This window comes from Deltaproteobacteria bacterium, assembly GCA_016874755.1.
In the GTDB taxonomy this organism is placed as follows: Bacteria; Desulfobacterota; Binatia; order UBA9968; family UBA9968; genus DP-20.
On the sequence record VGTH01000039.1, the window covers coordinates 33,356 to 50,064 of the forward strand.

Below are 16,709 nucleotides of genomic sequence, written 5' to 3' on the forward strand. Positions count from 1 at the left end.
TTTATCTCTCCCAACCCCAGTTACTTTCTTCGTCGACGAGCGACGCCGGCTCGAGCAGCTCCTCCGAAATGCCTTCGATAAACTGCGAAGGCCGCGAAAGGATCATGCGCGAGCTGCGGTCGAAAACCCGCGTCGGATAACTGATGTATAAATTTTCCTTGGCCCGAGTGGCGGCCACGTAAAGCAGCCGCCTTTCTTCTTCGAGATCATCGGTGGAACTGATGTTGTACAGCGACGGGAAGCGCCCTTCGAGCGCCCAAATAATAAACACCGAGTGCCATTCCAACCCTTTGGCCGAGTGAATCGTCGAGAGAATCAACGGCCCTTCGTCGGGATCCACCGCCAGCACACCGGCAACGCTGTCGTTGGGCGGCTCCAACGCCATGTCGCTCAACAGGCGGTCTAGGTTGCGGTAGCGTTCGATGATGCCCTGAAAATGTTCCAGGTCCTTCATCCGCTTGGGGTGATCTTCGGGATGGTTGTGTTTGAGAATCGGCAAATAGTACTGCAAAAGATACTGCGCCTGCTCCACCGGCTGCTCCGCCTCGGCGGCCGCTTGAAATACTTGCGCGAGGGTTTTTAGTCCGTGCGCGACTTTGCCCTTGGCATCATAGGAGCGCAGCCGCTCGACGGGATGGCTGCCGCCCAACAGGTACTTGATAATCTTTTGGCTCGCCTGCGCGCCAACGCCTTCGATCAGCATCAGTACTCGGTTCCACGAAATCGAATCCTGCGGGTTGGCGAGAATGCGCAGGTGCGCGAGCAGGTCTTTGATATGCGTGGTTTCCATGAATTGAAACCCGCCGCGCTTGACGAACGGAATATTATTGCGCGTCAACTCGATTTCTAAATCGAAGGAATGAAAGCTCGACCGGAACAGCACCGCCATGTCCCATAGCGGCACGCCCTCTTCATGCAGCTCGAGAATTTTCTGGCAGACAAAACGCGACTGCATCTGCTCACTGTCGGCCTGCACGAGCAACGGCGTCTCGCCTGCACCCTTGCTGGTGAAAAGCTTTTTCTCGTATCGGTCCGCCGCGCGCGCGATGATTTCGTTGGTGAGATTGAGAATCGGCTGGGTGCTGCGATAGTTCTCTTCGAGCTTGATGATGCGCGTGCCGGGGAACGCCGTCGGAAAGTCCATGATATTGCGGAAGTCGGCGCCGCGGAAAGAATAGATGCTCTGGGCGTCGTCGCCGACCACCGCGACGTTATCGTGATCGGTGGCGAGCAAGCGCACGATGCGCGACTGCAGCGGATTGGTGTCCTGGTACTCATCGACCATGATGTAGCGGTAGATCTGCGACAAGCGGTGGCGCGCTTCTTCGTGGTTGGCGAGCAAATCTTTCAGCTTGGTCAAAAGATCGTCGTAGTCGACCAGGGTCTGCGCGGCTTTGTATTTGATGTACTGGCCGTGCAAACGAACCAGGTCGTCCAGCGACTCGTAAAGATGCGGATATTCTTCATCGACCAACTCTTCCACGGTGGTCTGCTTGTTGACCGCCATGCTGAAGATCTCCGATACGGTCTGCTTGCGCGGGAAACGTTTGTCCTTGGTGTTTAATCCCATTTGGTTACGCAACAGCGCAATGGCGTCCTCGCTATCGGCGCGGTCCATGATCGTAAACGACGGCAGCAAGTCAATGCGCCGGCCAAACTCGCGCAGCACCAGATTGGCAAACGAGTGAAACGTGCCGCCGGCCACCTGGCTGCAGCGATTGTCGATCAACAAACTGGCGCGCCGCAGCATTTCTTCCGCCGCCCGCCGCGTAAAGGTCAAAAGCAAAATCGCCCGCGGCTCGATGCCATGGTCGATCATGTAAGCGACCCGATGCACCAGCGTGCGGGTCTTGCCGGTGCCCGCGCCCGCAACGATCAAGAGCGGCCCGTCGAGGGTCGTCGCCGCTCGGTACTGGGCGTCGTTGAGTTCGGCTCGGTAATCGAGAGTGCTGGGTCGGACAGGGCTCGGCGCACTGTTTTTGAGTACGTATTGCTTGGCCAAAAGGAACTCCGTGTGCCGGTAAATTACCTATTTTCCCGTACCTGAGCAAGGGAATCGCGGCCAGCTCAATGGCGTGGCCGCAGGCGCAGTGGCATCGATGACCGCGCTCGCAGCGGCCGATTCACCTTGACTCTCCAAACCAATTCTTTTAGTTTAACAACTCTACCAAACACTGAGGAGTCGGCTAATTGGTAAGCCACCTGACTCTGGATCAGGCGATTGAAGGTTCGAGTCCTTCCTCCTCAGCCACGGTCCCATCGTCTAGCGGTTAGGACACCGGCCTCTCACGTCGGGAACACGGGTTCGAGTCCCGTTGGGACCATACAGAAATACCTTTTGCATTAGCTACTTTGCGCAATCGGGCGCTTTCTGCCTGACTATCTGCCTCACTTTTGGTGGCCACGCTTTCGATGTAGATGCCGTAGTGGCGTTCCAAAGTGGTGAGCGAAATGCCTGCTTCTTAAGCGACTTTCTTGATGTTCACGCCAGCCATTATGTCGAGGCTGATCGCCGTGTCCTTGCACGCATAGAAGCCGCGCGGTCGGATCGCGACATGACGATCTTCCGCGAATTGCTGCGCGAACAAATCGAAGCGGCGGCGCGCGGCGGTGAACTGCTTGCCATGGTGCGCGACCGGGCAGAGAATCAAGTGATCAACTTCGTCACCACCGAGTGGAAAGGCAGCGAGGATTGATCGACCGAGTGTTAGGTGTGCACATGATCGTCGATTGCGATAGTCACTTTATGCCGCTGGATGCTTTTCAGCATGTGCCGAAGAAGTTTTGCGACTTGGTGCCGCAGCTCAGGTTCGACAGCGAAGGTACTCTCACCGGCATCGACTTTCCCCGCGCGCCGCCACCCGTGCCAGGAACGACGCCGCTGCGGGCTCCGACGCGCACTGCACTGGCAATTGCGATATGGCGGCGCGGCTGGCGCAGTATCGGGAGATGGGGATTGACGCGCAGTTGACCCTACCGCAGTTCACTGGCTGGTGGTCGCCGCAACCAGAAAATGACGGATTATTCACCACAGAGTGGTTCAGGTTCTGGCGCACGCCTCCAGACGATTAAATCGCCCTCACCCCAACCCTCCCAGGGGACTGGGCGAGGGAGTTCTCCTCCCTAATTTGATTTTCTTCTCTTACCTTCGTGGACTTCGTGCCTTCGTGGTGAGTCCCTAATTCGCCGCCCTCTCGATCCGCAGGGCGAAGCCGTTTTTCTCCAAAAACACCTGACTGCAATCCTTGCGCTTCGACAGCTCGCCAATCAATCTAACCAAAGGCTGCGTCACCGTCAGATATTCTTTGGGACGGCCGGCGGCGAGCATGGCGTCGACGGCATCGCTGCCGGCGATGACGCGCAAGACCAATTCTTCATCGGATACATTCGCGCCAAATTTCTTCCGCACTTCGGCCAGTGTCAGTTCCGGCGGCGACCATTTCTCCCAGTCCTTCGCCCGCGGGCGGTTGAGAATCTTGTCTTTCACATTCGGGTCCATCACCTGGGGCCCCTCTTTGCCCCATTGACCCAGCGCGTATTGGATCGCTTGATCGGTCACTTCTTTGTAGCGCTCGCCCGTGATCACGTTGACCGCCGCTTGGCTGCCGACAAACTGCGCCAGTGGCGTCACCATGATCGGATAACCGAACTCAGCGCGCACCCGGGCGCACTCTTCCAAGGTTTCTTGAATCTTGTGCCCCATGCCCAACTTCGTGAGCTGATAATGCAGGTTGGAAATCATGCCGCCGGGCACTTGGTGCAGATACTGCGCGGCATCGTATTCCCGTTGAGCACCGAACGGGTGGCCTTCCCGCTTGGCGATGAAACGAAAGTGATCGCTCACCGGCTTCACGGCATCGAGGTTGATCAGCGGTTTGTAACCCAAGGCTTTGGCATTGGCGGCGACGTTGAAAATCGACGGCTGCCCGGAGCCGTTGGCCAACGGTGGAATGCCGGTGTGGACTTTCGTAACGCCCAGCTTCATCGCTTCCAGGTAATTAAACGGCGCCATGCCGTTGTTGCAGTGGGCGTGAAATTCCAAAGGAACGTTGCCGATATTTTTCTGAATCAGCGGAATCAAAGTCTGCGTCCGCTCGGGCGTCAACAAGCCCGCAACGTCTTTAAAGCAAATCCCCGCCGGCTTGATCGCCGCCGCCTGGCGTGCCCTTGAGGCGAAGTATTCGTCGGTGTGGCGCGGTGAAACCGAATAGATGATATTGACGATCACTTCCATGCCGAGGTTCTGCAGCGAAGCAATCTCCACCGCCGCGGCATCGTAGTCGTTCCACGGATCGGACGAGCGCGTCAGCGTGATGCCGTGACTGACAACCCGCTCGATCATCAACAAGCGCACTGAACGCGGGATTTTCTCAAAGCCCGAGGCAAGCCCGCCATGATAACGCAGCCGAGTTTTGCGAAATTTCTTGGCTCCCTCGCCCATCCAGGTCCAAGGGTTTTCTTTGTGCTCCTTGACGTACTTGATGTAGCCGGCAAAGCCGAAGAACTCCATGGATTCAAAACCGCACTGGTCCATCTGCTCGGCGATCGCCAGCATCGCGCCCGTGCGCATGCCCAACGCCCACAGACTCAGCGAACCGTCGCGCACGGTCGTATCGACAAATTTGATTTCGTTCATGCTGTGACTCTCCTGTTCTCGGATGGTTACCATAGGTCGAGCTTGCTAGTCGAGAGCGCAGACGCATCGGATTCGGATTTGCCTCGCGCAGAGGCGCAGAGCACGCAGAGGAAAAGTTTTTCCGAAACGTTGCGCCCTTTGCGCCTTTGCGCGAGATAATTTACTTGTAAATCTATGGCTCAACTGAAATTCGCCACCTGGAACGTCAACGGCATCCGTGCCCGCGAAAAAGATGTCGCCGCGTGGCTCGAACAGGAACAACCCGACGTCATCTGCTTGCAGGAACTAAAGTCGACCACCGCTCAGATTCCCGAAGCGCTCTGCAATTTACAGGGATATGACTGTTACTGGCATGGCGAGCGCGCCTACTCCGGCGTCGGGTTGCACATTCGCCGCGAGGCCTTCTCACAACCGGCGCGCTTTTATCACCCCGACTTTGATTTCGAAACGCGCATTGTCGTCGCGCAGATCACCGACCTGCATTGCATTTCGGTCTATGTTCCCAACGGAGGTAAAGAATTTGCCGCGAAGATGGATTTTCTCCATGCGCTGAAAGGCTTCATTGCCGGGGTGCATAGTGCTGGTTCTCGGGTGATTCTCGGCGGCGACCTAAATATTGCACGCACGCCGATGGATGTGCACCCCAAAGAGCGCAACGAAAAGAAAGTCGGCCAACTTCCCGAAGAACGAGAATTGTTCGAAGACATTCTAAAGCAAGGCTTGGTCGACGTCGGCCGGGCCCTCGATCCTAATAACGAAAATCTCTTCACCTGGTGGGCGCCGTGGCGGCAACTGCGCCAGCGTAACATCGGCTGGCGAATAGACTACGTGCTTGCCAGCGAATCGTTGGCCGCCAACGCCGTGCAATGCGCGGCCCACCGGGAGATCGGCACCAGCGATCATGGTCCAGTAGTAGCGACTTTCACCCTCGACTGATCGCTTCTGGTTGCCGCAACCCGGCGGCAGATCTCCGCGATCCGCTCGATATCGACCAGGTCCACTTCGGGGCCACAGGGCAATTCCACGAGATCGGACCACAGTCGCTCGGTGTTGGGCAGCCAGTCCCAAACGCATTGCGGAAAAGCTTCGAGCAGGTGTATCGGCACGAAACTGCCTTGCACTTCGTAGCCCGCGGCCTTGAGCTCGGCAATCACTCTTGCCGCCGCGTCGTCCTTAAAATGCGCCGGCACAATGCGCACAACTTGCGTCAAACACGCTGAGCCCGCAGCGTGCGGGATCAGCTCGATGCTGTTGGCTTTACTTAAAAGCAGCCGGTAGAGCTCAACCCGCTCGCGCCGCGCCGCGATATTTTCTTCCAGTGTGCGCAGCAAACTGAGGGCCACGGCAGCGTTCAGATTCGTGAACTTTTCTTGGCGATAGGGTGCCGGCGCTTCATCCGGATTCGCTACCCGCCGCAAGTGAGGTTCGGCGCGCAACGTCCAGCGCCGCCAACGGCGCCAGACAAGGACCTGCGCAAGCTGTGAAACGATTGCCGACCATCGCGGTGTCGCAAGGTCGATCCCAGATTTTTCCCGGGAGCTGGTGTCGCGCGCCAGCAAGACGCCGCCGCCCAGCCCAGCGCAAACTTTCTCTGGGCCAAAGCTCACAATGCCGCAATCGCCCAAACTGCCGACCGGCTTGCCATCGACGACGGCGCCCAATGCTTGCGCCGCATCGTCGACTACACGCACACCCTTCGCTCGCGCAAGTTCGACAATCGCGCCGATCGCCGCCGCCGGGTTGCCGAAGAGGTGCGGTACAACGATGGCTCTAGTCTTGCCGGTCAGCGCCGCGTTGACGGCATGAGCGGTTAGATTTAGCTCATTGCCAACATCGGCCAACACCGGCACCGCACCGACTGCCAGAATGGGCGGCACGACCGCACTGCAACAGAACGATGGAATAACGACTTCATCGCCCGCGTGTATGTCGCATTGGCGCAGCGCCAACTCCAACGCAAGACTGCCCGAACCACAGAGCAACGCTCGGCCAACGCTAAAAAATTCACCAATTCTCGTCGCCAATAGCGCGAGATCGGGTCCATTGCGCACCCGCAGCAACAACAAACAGCGCACGATGCTGCGAAAGGTCGCGCGGTTCCAAAATGGCACGCCGAGAGGAACAATCGGAAAGAAGTAGCGAGGGCGATCGTTCAAGAGAGGGAGGCTCGATCGTTATTGTGATTAAACGGGGCGCTCCATCGCGCCCCGACAGTTCCAAGTTCTGCGCGCTCAGCGCCGCTGCGCGAGACATTCCGACAGTTTTGATTTTGCGTCTCTTGCTTTTTTGCGGCCATTCCTATTTGGCACCGTTGTGCAGTGCGAGATTACTATATGACGCGCTCGTCTCAGCAAATCCACCGTTGGCGTTAGCCGCCTGAATGCGCCGCCACTCGTCGTGATAGCCCGCGGTATGGCCGCGGAAATGTGGAATGACGTAGCGGGCAAACAGTTCGTAGGACCGGCGCATCTTGTCGGTGCCGACCCACTCGTGCGTGGTCAGCATCAAGCCGCCGAAGCCGCCGACTTCTGCCTGCATCCGTTCGATATGCGCAATCGCATCGTCGGGCGTGCCGATGATCCAATCGCGCCGGTCGGCCCCGGAGCGCGCGGTGATTTCGCTCATAGGTTGGCCAGGATACGATTCGTACGGCGCCTTAAGTCCGATCGCCGCGAAATATTGCATGTCGCGCGCGATCGCCGCCTCGACATCGCGCCAGGCCTCCTCCTTGCTGTCGGCAAGATACACGCAAGTGGCGATGCGCCAGTTGTCGCGCGAGGTCGGCCGGCCATGCTTGGCGGCGATCGCTTCGACCTTGTTCCACTGCTCGGCTTTGGTTTGGTTGTTGCGGACGTTTTTTCCGGCGGGCGAGAGAAAGAGCATGCCGTGCTTGCCGGCCAATTCCAGGCTGACTGGATTCCCCGACGACGCAATCGCCAGTGGCAGCCGCGGCTGCTGGTACGAAGGGAGCTGCAGGCGCATCTGTTTGATCTTCCAGAATTCACCGTCGTAGTCGATGGGACTGTCGGATTCCAGCAGCTTCACGATAATTTCCACCGACTCGGCCATCATCGGATAGAGTTTAGAAGTCGGTAGACCGAAAAGAACTTTGTCGGTCACGAGCGCGCACGGCCCCACCCCCAAAATCGCCCGCCCGCGCGTCAAGTGATCGAGAAACGCCATGCGTTCGGCGACCTGAAACGGATGATGAAACGGCACACTGATCACCGAAGTCCCAAGCCGAATCCGGTGCGCCCGGGCCGAGGCTTTGGCTAGCGCCATCTCCGGCGCCGGCATGGTCTCCCAGCCACCCGAGTGATGCTCACCGATAAAAAATTCATCGAAGCCCAACTCATCGGCATACTCAATTAGGCCGATATCCCGGTCAAACGCCAAGGATGGATTCTCCGTAGGGTGGTGCAAAGGCATCATGAAAACCGAAAATTTCATAAGACCTCCTGGATTCATCATTCTCTACTGCGGAAGCGGGATCGGGAGCAAGAGGAAACTGCGACGCGCGTGTATAAAGTTAGCGCATTGGCACAACGAAAGACTGCGCTGAAAGATTCCCCGCCCGGGCATCCTGCAGCGTCACTTCCCGTAGTGCCGCGTCAATCGACGACACCGAGGCCGTCAACGAAGGCTCGAACCCCGCGGCGAAAACGTCGTAACATTTGGCCAGAACCGCGGGATGTTTTTGCATGACCGGAAGCTGGCGGGAGATTTCTTCACAAGCCTTCCCCCTCTCACGCCGGTAGTAGGCAATGCTCTCCACGTACACAGCCGCGACTTTCTTTACCAACTCACCGTGCTGCGCGAGAAATCTCCGCGTGGTCACCAGTGGCACCCAGTGACAATCGAGATCGTGGCTATCAGCCACGATCTTGAAACCCTGCGCTTCGGCGAAAAAGGCCTTTTCAGGCGGCAGCAGCGCGGCGACGATGTCGCTCTTTTGCAGCGCTTCGAAGGTACGATCGTTAACACCTCCGTCAACCAGCGTGAGATCGCGCTGCCCATCGATCCCCCAGCGGCGCAGGAGCGCCAACATGACCATGCCCGCCATGCGGCGCGGCTGGTTAATGCCGATCTTTTTGCCTTTCAGATCGGCGATGGTTCGTATGCTTGAAGTGGCCGCGAGAAAAAATGCCGGCCGATTGAGCACGCCGCCAACGATGACGAGATCGTTGTCTTCGAGCAGAGAAAAAATCAGCGACGGCGCGTTGGGCGTGCCGATCGGCGTTTCACCGGAAACAATATCAGTGACAACTTTTTCTTCATCGAGTTGATTGACGATCTCGACGGCCAGGCCGGCTTGTTCGAAGAGGCCGGCGGCCTGGCCGATGTAAGGCAAGAAGCGCCCGATGCTGGAGGTGCCGATGCCAATCTTGATCTTATCCATGTTCAAATACGTCACGCGAAAAAATCGTGCGCCTTGATCCCGGTGGCGTCCGCCAGCCGGTCGTTAAAGTTGTAGAGGCAAATCACATAGACAATGTCGAGGATATCGCGGTCGGTGAAGCCATGGGAACGCAGCTTCACAACATCCGCTTCACCGACGCTCGATGGTGCATTGGTTAGCTTTACCGCATAGTCGAGCATCGCCCGCTCCGCCGCAGGCAAATCGACCTTGGTGTAGTCCTGCTTCAGTGCTTCGACAAACGGATCGTCGTGGGTTTCGGTACGGAGAGCCTCTCCGTGCGCCGCGGTTCAATAGCTGCAATGATTCGTCGTCGAGACGACCGTGGCGATCATCTCGCGCTGGCGCCGCGTCAAGCCCGATGGTCCGTGCATGATCGCCGCGCCAAGGTCGCTCCAAGCCGCCAGCGCGTCGGGATGGAGGCTCTGCACCTGGCGCACCATGGCGACTTTTCCCTTGGCGGCCGAAGGGCCGCCGGCCACACTGTAGACTTCTGTGAGCTTGCCAGCGGCCTCGGCGGGCGGGATCGTTTTGATGTAAGGCATCGTCTACTCCTTGGCAAAGGATCTCGTGGATTGTTTTTCGGCCAAAACATGACGCACGGCTTCGACGATCTCGTATCGATAAGCCGTTCGCTCCGGATTAGCTCGCAACTTGTCGGCCGCCCTTTCTGCCTCTGGCTGAGAATAGAACAGTCCGAGCGTGCTCACCGTGCCGTCCGGCGCGATTTCGTTGACGTAGAGTTTTTCCATACTGTTCTTAGGTATCCAAATTCCCGGTGCGCACGGCGCACCCTGCGATTAGGATTCGGTTTTGCGCTTTTTGCGTCTTTTGCTGCTATTCTTGCTAATAGGTCTTCGGCGTCTTATAGCCGACTTTTCTGCGCTCTTTCATGAATGACCGATACGTCTCGGGATTCGATTTCACGTTATACGGACAGACGTCGACGCACAGATGGCAGTACTCGTCGCGCAGGCGCGAGTAGGGATAACATTTCTCCAAATCAATCAACCAGCGCTTGATCCCGTGGGTCATGACGTAATCTTGCGGGATCGCATCGCCCGGGCAGTTGCGCTGGCAGACGTTGCAGTTCATGCAGAAGTCTTGCACGCCAAACGCGCGTGGCTGGTCTTCGACCATGGGCAAATCCGTCGTGACGAAGCCCGGACGAAAGCTGGCACCATATTTTTCGTTGATCAAGCTACCATGGCGGCCCAGCTCGCCGAAGCCAACCTGGTAAAAAATTGGAATCGCTTGCACCTCGCTGGCGCCATTGTGATGGGCGATGGCGGGATAACCGAGGTCGCGTATGTGCGCAGCCAGCGCGGTAGCGATCTCCGTGCATTTCGCATAGGTCCGCATCGCTTCCTCTTCCACCGCGTCCGGTCCCTGCATGACTTTCTCATAGTCTTCCGCAACGCAGCAGGCGATCACGAACTCGTGCGACAGTTCAGCGCCAAGATCGATCATCTGCGGCTGCAAGCGGCAGACGCCCACCAAGTTGGCGCCCAACTCCGTTGCTTTAGCCTTAATCTGCGCAGTTATTGCCGCAGGATCGTCGACTGGCGCGCGCTTCGCATTGACCAAACCGTCGCGAAAAGGCGCAAGCTCCACCCACCTTCGGCGATAAGCTTGAATCACCGGCTTTACCGCCGCGTAGTGGCGTGACTCCGTTGCACCGGTGGCGTGCACCATTTCCGCCAAGACCGGATCAGCCATGCCCTGTTCGCGTCTTGGGGTTATACCACGCATGTACTTATCCTTTCAGAGACGCCCAGGCCGTTGAGAAAAAATCTCCCCATGTCCTCTCTCACACGGTTCGTACTTTAAGCCAGATTCTTTACTTGAGAGTTAAAACGGGTACCGGTTTTCCGCTTTCATAATTGTTTCAGTGTTTCGACGTGCTGCCGGGCGTCGTCACGGTGATATGCGACAGCTGCGTCGTTTCCGATGCGCCGTGCCAGTGGCGCTCGCCGGCTTTGATATGGACGATGTCACCGACAGCGATCTCGCGCCGTTCCGTTTCCGTCGCGGCGAACCCTTTGCCCGCCGTCACGACGAGAATCTGATCACAGTCGTGCACATGCCAGCCGGTGGTGCAGCCGACACCGAAATTGACCACGTTGCAGCGAAAATCATTGGACTGGCCGTCGCCAATGACCGCCTGCCGGCTACGGCTCACCGGCCCGCCCTTCCAACCGTCGATCGGCGTCGCGGTATCCATCGGTTTTTGTTGTAGCTCGCTGATTCTTAGCACACGCATGTTCGCCTCCTATTTCGGCCACAACTACACCCGGCGCAGCCAAAGGGTCAAGCGCGTTTTGCCGATCGGCCCGATACGCGGCCCGCGGACGAGCCTTCTTGCTACACCCCTGAGCAAGAAGTTTACAGTTGGCTGCCGGCTGCCCGTCGTGCAACTGGCTTTCGGGCTCTTTGTTTGGCTATTGCCAGCTCGGACCAGCCATACAGGCTGGCACTTCGGTTGCCTATCCAATTGTTAGGGTCTGGGAGCGTCCGCAGCCAAACGAAAGGAGCGCGTGATGTACAAGTATTGGGCTTCCCTTCTTCCTGTCGGTTTTTTCGTCATGAACCTGAGCTTCGCCGCCAGCGCCCTCGCGGAGGAATACGCCGAAACCCAACGCAGCGAAACCGCGATTTGCCGAGCGCGCTCGCGCAGCCAGATTTTCGCTCGCACCGAGTTGTTTTTTGGTCGCGCCAAGCCGGACGGAACGACGATATCCGATGGCGAGTTTTACCAATTTCTCGACGAAGTGATCACCCCGCGCTTCCCGCACGGACTTACCGCAGTGGCTGCCAGCGGGCAGTTTCGCGGCGCCAACGGCAGCGTCACGCGCGAGGGCGCGGTGTTCGTAATCCTGCTCTACCCGGTTGCCGAGACCGACAGCGACGCGCGCATCGAAGAGATCCGCACTACTTACCGTTCCCGGTTTAAGCAAGAATCGGTGCTGCGCATCGACGACCAGTCCTGCGTGTCGTTTTAGGGTGACAGTTGGTGAATCCGTCGAGACGGCCGAAAAATCCTCTCGGAGTCCTTCGACAGGCTCAGGACGAACGGAATCGGAGTTAGAATCTTGCGGAAGATCTCCGTTTAGCCGAAGAGCCTCGCATGACGAGTTCTTGCACCGGATGTCTATCCTCGATCCGTTCGCCCTCAGCCCAGTCGAAGGGCTCCGATGAACCCAGCAGCCGGCTATCGCGCGGGAATCATTGACACCTGGACCTCGAGACGGCTATTAGGTGTCTGCGATGTTTAAAATCACAAATCTTTGCGTAGCCTTCATCGTTGCCGCGTTCGCGCTCGCGCCCGCCGATGCCGTTGCGGAAAGAATCCGCATGTCGGTCTCGGGCAGCTACAACATGATTTTCCTCGCCGCTGGTGTGGCACATCACAAGGGGTTCTTCAAAGACGAAGGGCTCGAAGCCGATATCGTCGTGATGACCGCTCCTGCGTCACTCGCGGCGCTCAGCAATGGCGACATCGATTACACGCTGATCACCGGCTCGGTCATCCGCGGCGCCATCCGCGGCTTGCCGATGCGCATCGCCGCCGGCTTGATGACCAGCTCGGCGCATGTTTTTCTGGCGCGTCCTGAAATCAAGACGATCAAGGATCTCACCGGGAAACGCGTCGGGCTCGCCGGTTTCGGCGATGCAACCCATGTGCTGGCCCGCATGATTCTCGCAAAACAGGGAATCGATGCCGACAAAGACGTGCAGTTCATCGGCCTCGGCTCGGACTCGGGCCGCTTCAACGCGCTGCAACAAAATCTCGCCGACATGGTCGTCACCTCGCCGCCCTGGGACTTTGAAGGCAAGAAGCTCGGCTATAACATCCTGGCGCGCGCCTATGAGCATGTGAACTATCCGCTCGCGGGTCTCGGCGTCAATCTCAAAGCGCTGCAAAACAACCGCGCCCAGGTAAAGCGCGTGATCAAATCGCTGGTGCGCGCCAACCGCTTCATGCGCGACAATCGTGAAGAGTCGGTGAAAATTCTCGTCGCCTGGGGCAAGGGCAAGCCCGAACACGCCTACGCGTCCTACGACTCCACTGTGAAAGTCATCAGCCCCGACGGCGCCATCCCGGACGACGGGCTCAAATTGCTCATAGATCAGGCCAAGCGCGACTTGAAAGTGACGAAAGACATTCCGCTAAATGAAATCGTCGACTTCGGGCCGCTTAGAGAAGTGCAAAGAGAGCTCGGCTTGCGGTAGTTTTCCGCACGAAGGCGTCTAGCGTGTCACAACAACAATCACGTTTATTACTGAGACACTACACTAGTAGTTTGTAGACCCCAAATGCTGTCTCCGCTCCGCGTTCTCTCGCTCATCCCGCCGATGACGCAGCTCAATACGCCCTATCCGTCGACGGCGTATCTTACGGGGTTTCTACGGTCGCGGGGGATCAATGCCGTACAAGACGATCTGGCCCTCAAGCTGGTGTTGAGACTTTTCTCGATGGACGGACTATCCTCAATCCGCCACTGCATCGAAGCCATCGCCAAATCTAAGCGCTCTCCGATTGCAACCCGATTTTTGCGCGAGTTCGATCGCTACGTCACGACTATCGCGCCCACAATTGCATTCTTACAAAACCGCGATCCAACGCTTGCCTTTCGCATCTGCGGCCGGCAGTTCTTGCCGGAAGGACAACGCTTCACACCGCTCGACACCGATGGCGACTCGCGCGAAGACGACCCGTTGGCGTGGGCTTTTGGCAGCCTCGGCGCGCAGGATCGCGCGCGCCATTTGGCGACGCTCTATCTCGATGACATTGCCGACGTATTGCGTGATGCCATCGACCCGCGCTTTGAGTTTGTCCGCTACGCGGAATCGCTCGCCCAAAGCCAACCGACGTTTGAGCCGCTGGCGCAGGCCCTTGCAGCGCCACTTAACCTGGTCGACCAAACGCTGCGCGATCTGACTCTAAAGTCGCTGCAAAGGCACACACCCAAGGTCGTTTTGCTCTCTGTTCCTTTCCCCGGCTCGGTTTACGGCGCCTTCCGTATCGCGCAAGCAATCAAGGCGCACGCTGCGACGATCACAACCGTGCTCGGCGGCGGCTTTGTCAACACCGAGTTGCGCGAGTTGGGCGAGCCTCGGGTGTTTGATTATTTCGATTATGTCACTTTGGATGATGGCGAACGGCCGTTGCTCGCATTGCTGGAGCACTTAAACCGGCAGCGCCCCGAAGAGAAACTCGTGCGAACCTTTCTGCGTTCCGTCAATGACAAAGTTTGTTACATCGACCATAGTGAACCGGAAGTCCCTCTCGCCAAAACCGGCACACCGACGTGGGACGGGCTCCCGCTAGACAGCTACTTGTCGCTGCTCGACATGCTCAACCCGATGCACCGGCTATGGTCGGATGGGCGCTGGAACAAGCTTACGATCGCCCATGGCTGCTACTGGAAAAAGTGCAGCTTCTGCGATGTCGGTCTCGACTACATCTCGCGCTTCGACGCGGCTAATGCTTCGGTTCTTGTCGACCGCATCGAAGCGATCATCGGCGAGACCCAACAGACGGGGTTTCATTTTGTCGACGAGGCGGCGCCGCCGAAGTCTCTGAAGGCGCTGGCCGCAGAGATCAAGAAGCGCAAAGTGGCGATCTCCTGGTGGGGCAACATTCGCTTCGAAAAATCTTTTACGCCAGAGCTGTGCCAAGAGCTCGCCGATAGCGGCTGCATCGCCGTATCCGGAGGGCTCGAAGTCGCCTCCGATCGTTTGCTCAAGTTAATGAAGAAGGGCGTAACTGTAGAGCAAGTCGCGCGTGTGACGCACGCTTTTTCCGACGCCGGGATTTTGGTGCACGCTTACTTGATGTATGGGTTTCCGACCCAGACCGTCCAAGACACAGTCGATGCGCTGGAGTATGTGCGGCAGCTCTTCGCGGTGGGTTGTATCCAATCCGGCTTCTTTCACCGCTTTGTCTGCACCGTGCATTCGCCGGTGGGACAGAACCCTGGAGCCTATGGCGTCGAGCTCATGCCCCTACCGAAAGTGACTTTCGCGCAAAACGACGTGGGTTTCATCGATCCCACCGGCGTCGATCACGACGAGCTTGGTAGCTCTTTAAACAAAGCGCTCTACAATTACATGCATGGCATCGGCATCGACACCGACGCGCGCGAATGGTTCGCCGGACGTGTCCCAAAAACAAAAGTGCCCGGCGATTTCATCGCCCGGGCACTTTCCAAAACGCCTTACCCCTAACGTCTCACGCCATACGAGGCTTCTTAGTTGACCCAGCCTCGCTCCGACACTTCGACGCGATTGCCCTCTGGGTCGGTGAACTGAAGCTGTCCCGCACCGGCTTCGCTCACGGCGACGCCGCCTTCCTGCAAGCGTTTCTTCAATCCAGCAAGGTCGCCGACTTGGATGCCGAAATATTGCACACCGTTTTTCGGCCGCACTTGAGACTTGGTTAGCACGATTGCGCAGATCCCATCGCTTAGCCGAATATCGCCGTCCTTGCGGTCGACAACTTTGAGGTCGAACTGTTTTTGGTAAAACTCGCAGGTTTCGTCAGGGTTAGGCACTTGCACGACCAGCAAGCGCACGCCGGGGAGTTTGGTCTCTTCGCGGCCGAGATAGCCGCGCGCCGACAGATCGAAATTGTTGCCCCACGGATCGATCACTCGCATCTCCGCCGGCCGCGCCCCTTCCGGGCCGCCGACACCGGCCGAGGTTTGCGGACTGGCGCCGCGATTGAGACTAGCGGGCAACTTGGCAACCGCTTGGTTCAAATCATCGACCAGAAAACCGTAATGGTGGATCCCCGACTCGCGGACAATTTCCGCGCCGTCGGCTCGGTGCGTGCCGACCACCGCGCCGGCTTCATCGCCGCGGCTCTGGAGAAAAGCCAGATTGAAACGCGGGTCGATCACCATGCGCGAGCCGCTGGGGAAGACCTTGCATTCTTCGAAGCCAAAATATTTTTGGTAGAAGTCACTGAGGATTTTGGGCTGCTTCGAGATAAACGCGATATGTCTCAACTGGGCCATGATTCACCTCCGTTTAGTATCGGGTTCTTTATAATGCGGCGGCACATAAAGCGCAAAGGCCAGCGATCGAGCGAGCGCTACCACTCAGGCGCCGAAAAGCGCTATAGAAGAGAAAAACAATCATTCCATTTAGAAGGGAACCGACCATGAGAATCATGTTTTTGAACAAAGCGCCGAAAGCAGTTTACGACGTGACCGCGATCGAAACGCAGCTCAACAGCTACGCCTCGCCTGGCACTCGGGTCGAAGTCTGCTTTCCCGACAACTTCGAAGGCTCGCGCGTCGAAGACGTCCTGGGCGACCAGAAGATGCTCAACGGCCTCGATCACCTGATGGAGACTCCGGCTATCATTCGCAAGATCGTCTGGGCATCGGAGAACGGCTACGATGCCGTGATCCAGAGCAACACCTTCGACCCCGGCGTCGATGGCGGCCGACTTTGCGTTTCGATGCCTGTCATCGGTCCGTTTCGCACGACCATTCACATGGTCGCCAACCTGGTCGATCGCATCGGCATCACCGTGCCGCTGCCGTCGCACATCCCTTACACCTGGCGGCTCCTCCGCACCATGGGCATGGACGGTTTTGTCACGGGCATCAAGACGCTCTCCACCTATGGTTCCGACCTGAAACA

The 16,709-nt window shown here is 57.9% G+C and carries 18 protein-coding genes and 2 tRNA genes; 9 read left to right on the top strand and 11 right to left on the bottom strand.

Features of this window, described 5'->3' with window-relative positions; all coding sequences use genetic code 11:
* Position 1 precedes the first annotated feature (1 nt).
* The gene (locus FJ145_20305; protein ID MBM4263754.1) at positions 2-2,002 is read right to left on the bottom strand and encodes an ATP-dependent helicase; all 2,001 of its coding nucleotides are present in this window, start codon (positions 2,000-2,002) and stop codon (positions 2-4) included.
* A gap of 173 nt (positions 2,003-2,175) precedes the next feature.
* Between FJ145_20305 and FJ145_20310 the strand changes: the two genes are divergently transcribed.
* The 4 genes from FJ145_20310 to FJ145_20325 all read left to right on the top strand — a co-directional run bounded on the left by FJ145_20310 (position 2,176) and on the right by FJ145_20325 (position 2,971).
* Positions 2,176-2,251 (top strand) — tRNA-Gln (locus FJ145_20310).
* A 1-nt stretch (position 2,252) separates the two neighbouring features.
* Positions 2,253-2,324 (top strand) — tRNA-Glu (locus FJ145_20315).
* Complete coding sequence (locus tag FJ145_20320; protein ID MBM4263755.1) at positions 2,316-2,696, top strand: DUF4230 domain-containing protein; 381 nt, start codon at positions 2,316-2,318, stop codon at positions 2,694-2,696. Before FJ145_20315 ends, FJ145_20320 begins: the two co-directional genes overlap by 9 nt.
* On the top strand, positions 2,693-2,971 hold the full coding sequence (locus FJ145_20325; protein ID MBM4263756.1) for a hypothetical protein: 279 nt from the start codon (positions 2,693-2,695) through the stop codon (positions 2,969-2,971). The genes FJ145_20320 and FJ145_20325 overlap by 4 nt, the downstream gene beginning before the upstream one ends.
* 207 nt (positions 2,972-3,178) lie before the next feature.
* On the opposite strand, the gene FJ145_20330 is transcribed toward FJ145_20325, so the two are convergent.
* The gene (locus FJ145_20330) at positions 3,179-4,669 is read right to left on the bottom strand and encodes a biotin carboxyl carrier protein (protein MBM4263757.1); all 1,491 of its coding nucleotides are present in this window, start codon (positions 4,667-4,669) and stop codon (positions 3,179-3,181) included.
* A 150-nt stretch (positions 4,670-4,819) separates the two neighbouring features.
* On the opposite strand from FJ145_20330, the gene xth reads away from it, so the two are divergent.
* A complete protein-coding gene (gene xth, locus FJ145_20335) occupies positions 4,820-5,572 on the top strand; it encodes an exodeoxyribonuclease III (GenBank protein ID MBM4263758.1) in 753 nt (250 codons plus the stop codon).
* Here xth and FJ145_20340 read toward each other — a convergent pair.
* The 8 genes from FJ145_20340 to FJ145_20375 form a co-directional block, all read right to left on the bottom strand.
* Entirely contained in the window at positions 5,536-6,792 is a 1,257-nt protein-coding gene (locus FJ145_20340; GenBank protein MBM4263759.1) for a hypothetical protein, read from the bottom strand. The two genes, xth and FJ145_20340, sit on opposite strands and share 37 nt — an antisense overlap.
* 142 nt (positions 6,793-6,934) lie before the next feature.
* A complete protein-coding gene (locus FJ145_20345) occupies positions 6,935-8,107 on the bottom strand; it encodes an LLM class flavin-dependent oxidoreductase (protein ID MBM4263760.1) in 1,173 nt (390 codons plus the stop codon).
* Positions 8,108-8,165: 58 nt separating this feature from the next.
* Entirely contained in the window at positions 8,166-9,050 is an 885-nt protein-coding gene (locus tag FJ145_20350) for an ABC transporter substrate-binding protein (protein MBM4263761.1), read from the bottom strand.
* On the bottom strand, positions 9,047-9,235 hold the full coding sequence (locus FJ145_20355) for a hypothetical protein (GenBank protein MBM4263762.1): 189 nt from the start codon (positions 9,233-9,235) through the stop codon (positions 9,047-9,049). The genes FJ145_20350 and FJ145_20355 overlap by 4 nt, the downstream gene beginning before the upstream one ends.
* Positions 9,236-9,343: 108 nt before the next feature.
* Entirely contained in the window at positions 9,344-9,598 is a 255-nt protein-coding gene (locus FJ145_20360) for a peroxidase (GenBank protein MBM4263763.1), read from the bottom strand.
* 3 nt (positions 9,599-9,601) lie between these two features.
* Entirely contained in the window at positions 9,602-9,805 is a 204-nt protein-coding gene (locus tag FJ145_20365) for a hypothetical protein (GenBank protein ID MBM4263764.1), read from the bottom strand.
* A gap of 94 nt (positions 9,806-9,899) precedes the next feature.
* Positions 9,900-10,805: a 4Fe-4S dicluster domain-containing protein gene (locus FJ145_20370; protein ID MBM4263765.1), complete on the bottom strand. Its 906-nt coding sequence runs from the start codon at positions 10,803-10,805 to the stop codon at positions 9,900-9,902.
* 136 nt (positions 10,806-10,941) lie between these two features.
* Positions 10,942-11,316: a cupin domain-containing protein gene (locus tag FJ145_20375; GenBank protein ID MBM4263766.1), complete on the bottom strand. Its 375-nt coding sequence runs from the start codon at positions 11,314-11,316 to the stop codon at positions 10,942-10,944.
* 277 nt (positions 11,317-11,593) lie between these two features.
* Between FJ145_20375 and FJ145_20380 the strand changes: the two genes are divergently transcribed.
* The 3 genes from FJ145_20380 to FJ145_20390 all read left to right on the top strand — a co-directional run bounded on the left by FJ145_20380 (position 11,594) and on the right by FJ145_20390 (position 15,284).
* A complete protein-coding gene (locus tag FJ145_20380) occupies positions 11,594-12,055 on the top strand; it encodes a DUF3574 domain-containing protein (GenBank protein MBM4263767.1) in 462 nt (153 codons plus the stop codon).
* 265 nt (positions 12,056-12,320) lie between these two features.
* Positions 12,321-13,286 (top strand): ABC transporter substrate-binding protein, encoded by a 966-nt coding sequence (locus tag FJ145_20385; GenBank protein MBM4263768.1) that lies wholly within the window; start codon positions 12,321-12,323, stop codon positions 13,284-13,286.
* An 84-nt stretch (positions 13,287-13,370) separates the two neighbouring features.
* The gene (locus FJ145_20390; protein MBM4263769.1) at positions 13,371-15,284 is read left to right on the top strand and encodes a radical SAM protein; all 1,914 of its coding nucleotides are present in this window, start codon (positions 13,371-13,373) and stop codon (positions 15,282-15,284) included.
* A 23-nt stretch (positions 15,285-15,307) separates the two neighbouring features.
* Here the strand turns inward: FJ145_20390 and FJ145_20395 are convergent, their stop codons facing one another.
* Positions 15,308-16,075, bottom strand: a complete 768-nt coding sequence (locus tag FJ145_20395) for a VOC family protein (protein ID MBM4263770.1) — start codon at positions 16,073-16,075, stop codon at positions 15,308-15,310.
* A gap of 146 nt (positions 16,076-16,221) precedes the next feature.
* Between FJ145_20395 and FJ145_20400 the strand changes: the two genes are divergently transcribed.
* Positions 16,222-16,709, top strand: a 488-nt coding sequence (locus FJ145_20400) for a hypothetical protein (protein ID MBM4263771.1), incomplete at its 3' end; no start/stop codon positions are given.